8 protein-coding genes and 1 pseudogene are annotated in these 10869 nt (G+C 44.1%); 8 read left to right on the top strand and 1 reads right to left on the bottom strand.

From position 1 onward, the window contains the following. Positions 1-744, top strand: a pseudogene (locus T357_RS21650) (IS200/IS605 family accessory protein TnpB-related protein); the annotation flags it as partial. A 237-nt stretch (positions 745-981) separates the two neighbouring features. On the opposite strand, the gene mnmA reads toward T357_RS21650, so the two are convergent. After that, on the bottom strand, positions 982-2040 hold the full coding sequence (gene mnmA / locus T357_RS0101380) for a tRNA 2-thiouridine(34) synthase MnmA (RefSeq protein WP_031547877.1): 1059 nt from the start codon (positions 2038-2040) through the stop codon (positions 982-984). Positions 2041-2392: 352 nt separating this feature from the next. On the opposite strand from mnmA, the gene T357_RS0101375 reads away from it, so the two are divergent. From T357_RS0101375 to T357_RS0101345, 7 genes are all read left to right on the top strand, one after another. Further along, complete coding sequence (locus T357_RS0101375) at positions 2393-3370, top strand: sugar ABC transporter substrate-binding protein (RefSeq protein WP_044915745.1); 978 nt, start codon at positions 2393-2395, stop codon at positions 3368-3370. After that, complete coding sequence (locus T357_RS21645; protein WP_049962198.1) at positions 3348-4676, top strand: sensor histidine kinase; 1329 nt, start codon at positions 3348-3350, stop codon at positions 4674-4676. Before T357_RS0101375 ends, T357_RS21645 begins: the two co-directional genes overlap by 23 nt. 4 nt (positions 4677-4680) lie before the next feature. Further along, the gene (locus tag T357_RS0101365) at positions 4681-5367 is read left to right on the top strand and encodes a response regulator transcription factor (RefSeq protein ID WP_031547871.1); all 687 of its coding nucleotides are present in this window, start codon (positions 4681-4683) and stop codon (positions 5365-5367) included. 3 nt (positions 5368-5370) lie between these two features. Further along, the gene (locus T357_RS0101360) at positions 5371-6705 is read left to right on the top strand and encodes an ABC transporter substrate-binding protein (RefSeq protein WP_049962197.1); all 1335 of its coding nucleotides are present in this window, start codon (positions 5371-5373) and stop codon (positions 6703-6705) included. Positions 6706-6915: 210 nt separating this feature from the next. Then, positions 6916-7878, top strand: a complete 963-nt coding sequence (locus T357_RS0101355) for an ABC transporter permease (RefSeq protein ID WP_031547868.1) — start codon at positions 6916-6918, stop codon at positions 7876-7878. 188 nt (positions 7879-8066) lie between these two features. Next, the gene (locus T357_RS0101350) at positions 8067-9149 is read left to right on the top strand and encodes a substrate-binding domain-containing protein (RefSeq protein WP_049962196.1); all 1083 of its coding nucleotides are present in this window, start codon (positions 8067-8069) and stop codon (positions 9147-9149) included. A gap of 110 nt (positions 9150-9259) precedes the next feature. Next, positions 9260-10735, top strand: coding sequence for a sugar ABC transporter ATP-binding protein (locus T357_RS0101345; protein WP_031547864.1), 1476 nt, complete (start codon positions 9260-9262; stop codon positions 10733-10735). Positions 10736-10869: the final 134 nt, after the last annotated feature.

Raw genomic sequence — 10869 nt, 5'->3', positions numbered from 1 at the left:
GCTTCAAATATATGGACACAGCGTATCCTTGCTGTTGATCTTGGGATGAACCACGCTGCAACCGCGTCTGTAATGCAGTCAGATGGCACGGTCCTTGGAAGGGAATCATTATCTCTTTCAAGAGAATACGACTGTCTTTGGACTGCTGTTAACAGGCTTAAAGGGATGCAACAGCGTGGTAATCGCAAGTGTCCGCACCAGTGGGCTGTCATCAAGGGCATCAACAAAGATATCTCTGTTAAAACAGCTCAATGGATTGTGGATAAAGCTGTTCTGTACGGATGCGATACTATCGTGTTTGAGCATCTTGATCTCGGGCGTAAAGGTTCCGGTTCCAAAAAACAGAAGATTGCTCTCTGGAAATCGCGTTATGTGCAGGCAGTCGTGGCAAATAAAGCGCATCGCAATCTTATAAGGATCAGCCACATCAATGCCTGTGGAACTTCCAGACTGGCATTCGATGGCTCCGGATATGTAGAGCGACGTAACAGGATGACTACCGATCCCATGCTTAAGAGCTACTCCATGTGTAAATTCAGTTCGGGCAAGTATTATAACTGTGACCTTAACGCAACATATAATATCGGATCAAGATACTTTGTCCGTGAGATCTTAAAATCCCTGACCGTGAGCGAAGGGTTGGCACTGCAGGCAAAAGTCCCTGCGGCTGCCAAGAGAAGCCAATGCACCTTATCTACGTTAATTAGTCTTAATGCGGAATTATGCAACCTGAGTGTCGCGTGATCTCTGAGTTTAGACTGTATAGTAGAAAGGAATTCTGTCTCCCTAAAGGAGACAATATAAAAGATTCTCGGGAAAACCCAGAAACTCTTTTGTGTTAAATTTGGAAGCACGCGACTTTAGTCGTGTGAGGCTTCACTAGAAACCTGAAGAAGTAGTCATTACCTTTTGCGGATGCGAACAGGAAGACAGGGTTGTCAGTAAAGGTTTGAAATGATAATGGATGATGATTTGTTTTTGTCAGCAGATTACTCCTCCGCCTATCACGCAGCTATTTTCATCATAGAACACCGCGGCCTGTCCCGGAGCGGCAGCCCTCACGGGAGAGTCAAAATGTACCTTTATATGGTTATCATCCATCCGCTCAATGTACGCTCCCTGACCGGGATGATGATAGCGGACTTTAACATTACAATGAAGCTTCCCGGTAAGCTCAGGAATACTCATAAGGTTAATGTCTCCGCATATTATCTCATCACTGAAAAGCGAATCTTCACTTCCGATAACAACCTCGTTCCTGTCGGCTCTTATAGCCTTTACATAAGCGGGATATCCAAGCGCGATACCAAGTCCCTTTCTCTGGCCGACGGTATAGTGGATGATGCCTTTATGAACTCCAAGTACATTTCCTTCTTCATCAACGAAATTTCCGGCTCCCGGCATTGGAGCATCCGAGTACTCTGCTATATAGTCAGTGTAATTAGTACCCTCACTGACAAAACAGATTTCCTGGGAATCCGGTTTTTTCGCAACCGGAAGACCGGCCTCCTGGGCGATATTCCTGACCTCATCCTTAGTGAGCTTTCCGAGTGGCATCAGCGTCGCCCGGATCTGATCCTGGGTAAGTGAGTACAGCATATATGTCTGATCCTTTTTTGCATGCAGCGCCTGCTTAAAAGTGAACCTTCCGTTTTCAAGCTTCACCACCTCGGCATAATGTCCGGTGGCTATATAATCCGCCTCCATTACCTTTGCCACATAAAGCATCTTGTCCCATTTTACGTATCTGTTGCATCTGGTGCATGGATTCGGGGTTCTGCCTGAGATGTAGTCATTGACAAAAGGTTTTGTAACGTTTTTCTCAAATTCCGCAATGCAGTTGAAAGGATAATATTTAATTCCAAGCTTCCAAGCTACCCTTCTTGCATCATCAATCTCGCAGCATCTGCTTTCTTTTCCATCCTTTGACTGCCAAGTACGGAGGGTCACTCCTATAACCTCATGTCCTTCCTGCTTCAGCAGATATGCCGCAACTGCACTGTCCACTCCTCCGGACATGCCTACAATAACCTTAGCCATATACAATCCTTTCTGACTCCGGATCAGAATCATTTCCTCCGGAACGACGAATGTTGTGTAGCACATTATCCCATGGGTTTTGGCCAATGTAAAATGTTTTTACGAAAACAACAGGGTATCCGCCGGGGACGGTTCTCGCGGTTGAGAACCGTCCCCGGTGTATTTCTTTTGAAATCATTGGGTGATTCATTGTGTTAAAAGATTGACGGAGCAGAGGATTCAAGTTACTATTACCCCAATTGAATGTAACAGTTCAGTCGGTGGGCCAGGGGGGACGGGGTTGGTGGTCCATTTTCCTAAAATGGACCACCAACCCCGTCCCCCTGGTTCACCGACTGAATAAGGTGGGGATATGAAAAAAACAAAATATAGACAATTGTATTATACAATTTTGACGGTAGTGTACCTTGTGCTTTTTTCAGTCGGTATTCTGATAATGCTCAGGTCCATAGACATTTCCAAGAATCAGAAGGAAGGCTCCAGACTGATCGGTGCAAGCTATATGAGCATGAGCAATGAATTCTTCAGGATAATCCATGAGCAGGTAAGAGTAAGGGTTGAGGCAGAGGGTGACAGAGTGATCCTGCGGGATCCGGGAATGGATGTTCAGCGGCAGAAGGAGCAGATAAGGGAAATGATGAAAATGGGCATCGATGCTCTGATCCTGACGCCGGTTGACCCTGACGGACTGGTGGATGTCCTTATAGAAGCCAGGGCAAAAGGCATCAATGTGATCGTAGTAGATTCAAATGTAAGTACTGAAAATCTGGTTAACTGTACTATTGTTTCCGACAACTATAATGCCGGATGCCTGGATGGGGAATACATGCTGAAAACACAAAAAGAAGGAAAGATTGTGGTTATGGCCCACAACAGTGCAGTTTCGGGAAGACAGCGTGTAGCCGGATTCCTAAACACCGTTTCTAAAAATCCTGCATACACCCTGGAGTGTCAGATTGACTGCAATGGCCAATATGAAAAGGCTCTTTCCGAGATGAGGGATTATCTCGATAAGGAACGCGAATTCGATACGGTATTCTGCTTAAATGATCCCGCTGCGGAAGGTGTTGTAGCTGCTCTGAAGGAGAAGGGACTTGCGGGAGATGTTAATGTATACGGAGTTGATGCTTCTCCGGATGCGAAGGCTTTGATAGCAGCAGGAATGATGAAGGCTTCCGTTGTTCAGTTTCCCACCAAAATAGGCGAAACTGCGGCAGAGGTTTTATATGATCTGATCGCCGGAAACAAAATAGAAACAAAAATTACAGTACCTGTAGACATTGTGACACAGGATAACATTAATCAATATGAAAAAGACAGATGGCAATAATGCAAAAATAATAAAAGATTACCGACTGCCGGATTTGCTGATAAATCTTATGATGCATCTGAATTTCTGGATGCTGCTTTTTATTATGTTTATCATGTCCCATGCATTGTGGGGGTATATACATGAAGGCTCGGCGCTGTCATTCCTCATGAACTCAAAGCTCATTCCGGACCGCCCCTTTGAACCGATTCTTTCGGCCGGACTGCTCTATGCTTCTTTACTTTTGCTGCTTACTACCGAAACAGATCAGGGGATACAGTTTTTATTTAAACTTTTGACGGAGACATTTATAGTTATCATACTCTCCAGGATTATGAGCTTTAGCTACATGGGAATGTTTCTCATGATCATCGCAAATCTCATAAGAAGACCTACCGGCAAATGGAACCGTAACATAACCTTTGTACTTGTTGGCATATGTTATTTTCTGCTGGAAAGTCAGATTTTGTCTATCTGGATTCCGGTGACCTCTCTTTCGGATTATCTGAGCTATTACAGAAGTGATTATGCGAAGATTATTCAGGGAATGATCAATGTGGGAAAGCTTCTAAATGTATTCCTGTTCATGTGCTATATGTTTTTCATGGTCAGAATCCAGATGAGTGAAAATGAACGTATTTTGTCCCTGAACGAGCAGTTAAGGGAGGCAAATGTCAAGCTCGAAGAGTATTCAGTAAAGTCAGCCCTGATGGCACAGACCAGTGAGAGAAACCGCCTGGCAAGAGAGATTCACGATACCATAGGGCATTCTCTGACAGGAATCGTAACAGGAATAGAAGCCTGTATCATGCTGTTTGATACCAATGGGGAACTGGTAAAGGAGCAGCTCAAAGCTATTTCGGAAGTGGCTCACAGAGGTATGGAGGATGCACGAAGATCCGTAAGAGCCCTGAAGCCGGATGGTCTGGAAAATATGTCCCTTGACCTTGCGATCGAGCAGATGATAGATGAAATGCGTCGATCCACGGGAATTCATTTTCACTATGACTGCTCTGTGAAGCTAAGAGATAATTTCGGAGATGATGAAGCGGAGGCGATATACCGAACGGTTCAGGAGGGCATCACCAATTCTGTAAGGCACGGAAAGCCTCAGGATATCTGGGTTACGATCAGCAAAGCAGATGGAAAGCTAAACATTATCATCAGGGATAACGGCGCAGGTTGTCCTGACTTTGAAAAGGGTTTTGGTCTCAGCCATATGGAGGAGCGTCTGGAGATGCTTGGCGGAAAAATAATATGCGATGGAAACAACGGATTTTTGCTTCAGGCGGAGATACCGATTCGCTGGGGAACGGAGGTAGATTAGACCGATGATCAAAATATTGATTGCCGATGATCAGGAGCTGATGCGTCAGAGCCTTAAAATGATACTTAGTGGTGTAGAAGACTTTGAGGTTACGGATGCTGTATCCAACGGCACGGATGTTATCAGAAGTGTGAGAGAAAACAAGCCGGATGTGATCCTTATGGATGTGCGGATGCCCAAAATGGACGGAGTGGTGTGCACCAAGATAATCAAGGAAAATACACCCGATATCAAGATAATCATACTTACCACCTTCGATGATGATGAGTATGTTTTCAATGCCATAAAAAACGGTGCCAGCGGGTATCTGCTGAAGGGAGTTTCCTTTGAGAAGCTCATAGAAGCGATCCGAAAAGTATACAGCGGGACAGCCATAATAAATGACGACATAACCAATAAGGTGCTTAAGCTCTTTTCGGAAATGGCAAAATCAAAGGATTCTGTTGAAGTGCCGGAACAGAGCCTGGAGGAGATAAAGGATAGTGAATGGGCAATCATCGAAGGAATAGTTGAAGGTCTTTCCAATAAGGAAATCGCCACAAAGCTCAATTTCTCCGAAGGAACCATAAGAAATAATCTGAGTAATATATTAAACAAACTTGGTCTCAAGAACAGGACGCAGCTCGCGATCTGGGCGGTACAGTCCGATGCGATCAGTCGGATGAACAGCAAAAATAAAGAACGGAACTAAAAGATGAGTATGTGGGATAACAGAAAAACCAAATATTGGCTTTCCCTTTTTCTTCTGATCTTTGTTATTTTGCTGAGGACTGACTGGTGGAGAACACTTCCTTTTCATCATAAAAATGTTTTGACGGTGGGCGTATTTTCTGACAGCTATTGGAATCAGCAAAACGGAAATCAGCACAAGTTTATCGACAGTATGATCAGAAAATATGAGGAGCGGAATCCCAATATCAGGGTTGTTTATGAGAAGGGAATCCTGAAAGAAGATTATTCCGAGTGGCTGGCAGAACAGATCATACAGGGAACAGCACCGGATGTTTTCATAGTACTTCCGGATGATTCCAATATGCTCTCCGATATAGGAGCCTTGAAAAATCTGGACAGTATAATAGAAAGAGATGCGGCCTTTGATCCCGGGAAATATTATGAGGCAGCATATGCAGGAGGAGAATCAGATGGCATAAGGTATTCACTTCCTGTTGAGTGTGCTCCCGACCTTATGTTTGTAAATCGCACAATACTGGAGAATGAGGGTATAGATCTTCCGGATGCAAGCTGGACCTGGGACGATTTCTACGATATCTGCAAAAAAGTCACAAAAGACACTGACGGCAACGGAACCATCGATCAGGCAGGTGTAGTTGATTATTCGTGGGAGGAAGCCTTTGCCTCCAATAATGTGACACTCTTTGACAAAGAACGAATGGAGAGTAATTTTACGGATGAGAAAGTATATAATGCGCTTATGTTCCTTGATCAGCTGGATGTTCTGAATCGAGGTACCGGAAGCGCGGATATTTCTTTTGAACGTGGCAATGTTGCCTTTCAGCCAATGAACTTTTCAAGCTACAGAACATATTTGAGCAATCCGGTTCATGCAAGCCGTTATGCGGATTTTGACTGGGATTATCTCACCATGCCGGCGGGACCGGATGGTGACAATGCGTCTCTTCTTGAGCTCATCTCAGTTGCCATGTATTCGGGAACGCCTATGGAAGACGAAGCCTGGGAATTTATGAAAATGCTTACCTGTGATGAAGAAGTCCAGGCTGAGATATTTAAATTTTCGGAAGGGATATCTGTTTGCAGGGATGTGACAGAGGCTGAACTCATAAAAGAAAATGAGATAAGACTGGGAGGTATTGCTTCCCCCAACATCGAAGCCCTGGAATATACTATGCAGAAGGCTTTTTTCACTCAGCGTTTCTCCGGCTTTAATGAAGCTGTAAGTGCAGTTGATGCTGCTGTTAATGAAATCCTGAAAAGTGATGCCAATATCCGTATGGAGCAGGTGATTCAGGCAAGAAACATTAACAATTTCCTGAAAACCATCAATAACTGAAAATGACAAATGGTAAAGGTCCACCGACTGAACTGTTATGACGAATGTAATTTTTCAAGTGACATTTGTCATCATAATAAGTGATATTTGTTTTTGTATTGTAATGACGTTTGGTACTTATACCGGCGTCATTTTTTTTATATCCTAAAACCGTCAAATATACAGAACGTGACAGAGAAAAAGATTTACTGTACTAAGGAGAGAAATGATATGAGCTTCGCAAAAAAAGAGAATTCATCAAAAAAATGGATTTCTGAGATGGGGACGTTGTGGGCACTTATTGTATTGTGTATTGTTGGAGCACTTGTAAGTCCGAGCTTTTTAAAGGGAGCAAACATTATAAATGTCATGAGACAGATTTCCATAAACGGAATCATTGCTCTCGGAATGACTTTTGTATGTCTGACAGGAGGCGTTGATCTTTCGGTAGGATCTCAGGTTGCGGTATACGGAATCATGATCGCGCAGATGCTTAAGAACAATGTGAATCCTTTGATCGCAATACCGGTTACACTGGTAGTTGCCATACTGATCGGATTTCTGAACGGTCTCGGTATCTCAAAAGGAAAGCTTGCTCCGTTCATCATGACACTTGGATCCATGACAGCGCTGAGAGGATTGGCAAAATACATTTCCAACGGTTCACCTCAGAACTGGAGAGCCACAGGAATCGACATCAAGTTTATCGGACAGGGATATGTCGGATTCATTCCCGTACCTGTTATCATCTTCCTGGTGATGTTCCTCATAGGATTATACATCCTTCGATACACCTGGTTTGGAAGAAGCGTATATGCTATCGGTGATAACCGCGAGGCAGCACGACTTAACGGTATAAATGTTGAGAAGACACAGCTTATATGTTTTATCATCACAGCTTTTGTAAGCTTCATGTCAGCACTTGTTCTGACTTCCAAGCTTTCCTCCTGCGACCCTACAGCAGGTGAAGGCTACGAGCTGGATGCCCTTTCAATGTGTTACATCGGCGGAATATCCACCATGGGTGGTGTCGGTAAGATTACCGGAACACTTATAGGTGCATGTCTCCTCACAGTTTTGTCAAACATCATGAACCTGGTTGGTATCAATTCCTACATGCAGAATATCGTACAGGGTCTCATAGTAATCTTTGCCGTATTGATCGGTGGAATTTCAGCAAGAAAGAAGAAGTAAACAGAGAAAAAAGTATTTCAGGACTATTTGTGCCGCTGACAGAACGACAGCGGTATGGAGATTAACAGGATTTTGCTTTCGGGATGAGGATGGGACATTTCAGAACCGGACCCGATGTGAAATAAACCCGACGAATCAATTCGTCAAAAATTTTAATGTATCTTTTTTAAAGGATTAAGGAGGAAATAATGAAAAAGAGAGTATTGTCAGCATTATTAACTGGAGTTATGGTAGCATCTTTATGTGCTTGTGGATCATCTCAGTCACCGGCACCGGCTGAGTCTAAGGCTGAGACAACTGCGGCAAAGGAAGCTGCGGCTGAAACAAAGAAAGAGGAAGCTAAGGAAGCTGCAACAGAAGCAGCATCAACAGAACAGGCTGCAACAGGTGAACCAAGCGGAGACGAAGAGTTTACAATCGGTTATGCACAGAGAGCTACCGATGCTGCATATACAATCGCAATCAAGGAAAGAAACCAGGCCTATGCAAAGGATCATTATCCTAACCTTAAGTGGGTTGAGACAGATGCACAGGGCGATGTTGCAACACAGGCTGCCAACATTGAGGATCTTATTTCCAGAGGTGTTGATCTCATCATGGTATCCCCTCTTACATCAGACGGTTTGACAGATGCTGTTAAAGAGGCAATGGATGCAGGTATCCCGGTTGTAACAATGGACCGTGAAGTAGATACACCTGTTACCGTAAAGGTTGTAGCCGACAACAAGGAAATGGGCGTTATGGCTGCAGACAAGCTTGCTGAGATGATGGGCGGCAAGGGCAATATCATCGAAGTATGCGGAACTACAGGTTCATCAGCTGCTATCGATCGTCAGGCAGGCTTTGAAGAGACATTAGCATCAAAGTATCCTGATATGAAGATCGTAGATTCACAGGATTGTGATTTCAATTCCGCTAAGGCTGCATCATATATGGAAGACATGCTTCAGAAGTATGGTGAAGGCGAAATCCAGGCAATTTACTGCCACAACGATCCGATGGCAGAAGCTGTTGCTGAGACTGTAGTTGCTGCAGGACGTGATGGTGAAGGCATCCTTATCACAGGTATGGACGGTGAAGAGGCTGCATTCCAGATGGTAGAGAACGGACAGATGGCATTCACAATCATCTATCCTACAATGTCTCCGGAAGCTATGATCGCTGCATATAATGTTCTTACAAACCAGCCACAGGATGAAGTTGTAAACTGCATACCTACACTTGTAGGAAAAGACAACGTTGCTGAGCACCTCGGAACAGGTCTTCAGTAATTAAAGCAGCAGCACATTGCACACTGATGTGTGTCAATGTGCTGTCGATTACAGGCAGGTGCCAGATACTATTGATACCTGGCTCATAAAATGTGAAGGAAGAGAACGCCATGTTAAAAATGAATCATATTTCAAAATCTTTCCCGGGTGTCAAGGCACTGGATGATCTCTCAATCGAACTCTGTGACGGAGATATATTAGGGTTAGTTGGAGAAAATGGTGCCGGAAAATCCACGCTGATGAAGATACTGTCAGGAGCCTATACTCTTGATGAGGGAGAGATTATCATTGACGGTGAAAAGATAGAGCATCCGACTCCTGCTCTTATGATCGAAAAGGGAGTGGCTGTTATATATCAGGAACTCATGCTCCTGCCTCATTTTACCGTGGCGGAAAATATCTATCAGAACAGATATCCCACAGATAAATTCGGAAAAATAGACTTTGCGAAGATGAAGACAGATGCCAAGGAGGTTCTTGACCGTGTGAATCTTCCCGTTGATCCGGGCGAGCAGGTAGGAAACTTAAGCGTAGCTAAGAGGCAGATGGTTGAGATCGCGAAAGCTTTGTCCAAGAATGCCAAGATAATAGTTCTTGACGAGCCTACTGCGGTTCTTGCGGATGAGGAACTGAAAACACTTTTTGAACTGGTAAAGTCACTTTCAAAGCAGGGAATATCATTTGTCTACATCTCTCACCGCTTAAAGGAAATCTTCGAACTCTGCAATAAGATAACCATCATGAAGGATGGTAAGCTTGTTGAGAACGGTATAACGAAGGATTACGATACCGATAAGCTTGTTGAAAAGATGGTTGGTCGTGAGATGGGCGATATCTATCCTCCAAGAAATGTGAAAATCGGAGATGTGGTCCTTAAGGTTGAAGGTCTCAGCAGGAAGGGTGTGTTGGATAATGTTTCCCTGGAACTTCATAAGGGAGAGGTTCTCGGTCTTGCGGGACTTGCCGGTGCAGGCAGAACTGAGACCCTGAGAGCGATTATCGGTGCGGACAAGATTGATGGGGGCAAGATCACACTTTTCGGTAAGGAATGTAAATTTGACAACATTAAACAGGCACTGGAGGCAGGATTCGGTATCGTTCCTGAGGAAAGAAAAGTTGAAGGACTTCAGCTTAATAACAGCCTTGTATTTAATATATCTCTTCCGGCATTGCCGCTATACAGCAATAAGTTCGGAAAGATCATCAGAAAGCTGGAAAGAGCTGCCGCTGATAAGTATATAGAGCTTTTCAATATCAGAACCCCGGGAAGAGATGCCAATGTAAAAAATCTCTCCGGCGGAAACCAGCAAAAGGTGGTTCTCGGTAAGTGGATCGCTGCAGACTGCAAGATACTTCTTGTAGATGAGCCTACGAGAGGCGTTGATGTAGGATCCAAGCGTGAAATCTATACCATTCTTAATTCACTTTTGGAGCAGGGACTGTCCATCATCATGGTCAGCTCAGAACTTCCTGAGCTTATAGGAACCTGCGACAGGATCTGCGTTATGAATGAGGGGAGGATCACAGGTGAGCTGCAAAAGGATGAGTTCTCTGAAGAGACAATAATGAGATACGCTACTATGTAGTAATACACAGGGCTATGGGAGCGATGGTATAATTGTTCCCGTAGCTCTGTTTTTATGGAGTCCATTAGATCGAAACCTGCAGGTAAGAGATAAACGACGAAACCGGGTTTTTATAGAGCCGGTTAGATCTGTAT

The sequence above is a fragment of the Oribacterium sp. FC2011 genome, from assembly GCF_000701645.1.
Lineage (GTDB): Bacteria > Bacillota > Clostridia > Lachnospirales > Lachnospiraceae > Oribacterium.
The sequence above is the reverse complement of the archived record's forward strand: the minus strand, read 5'-3'. Positions and strand labels throughout refer to the sequence as shown.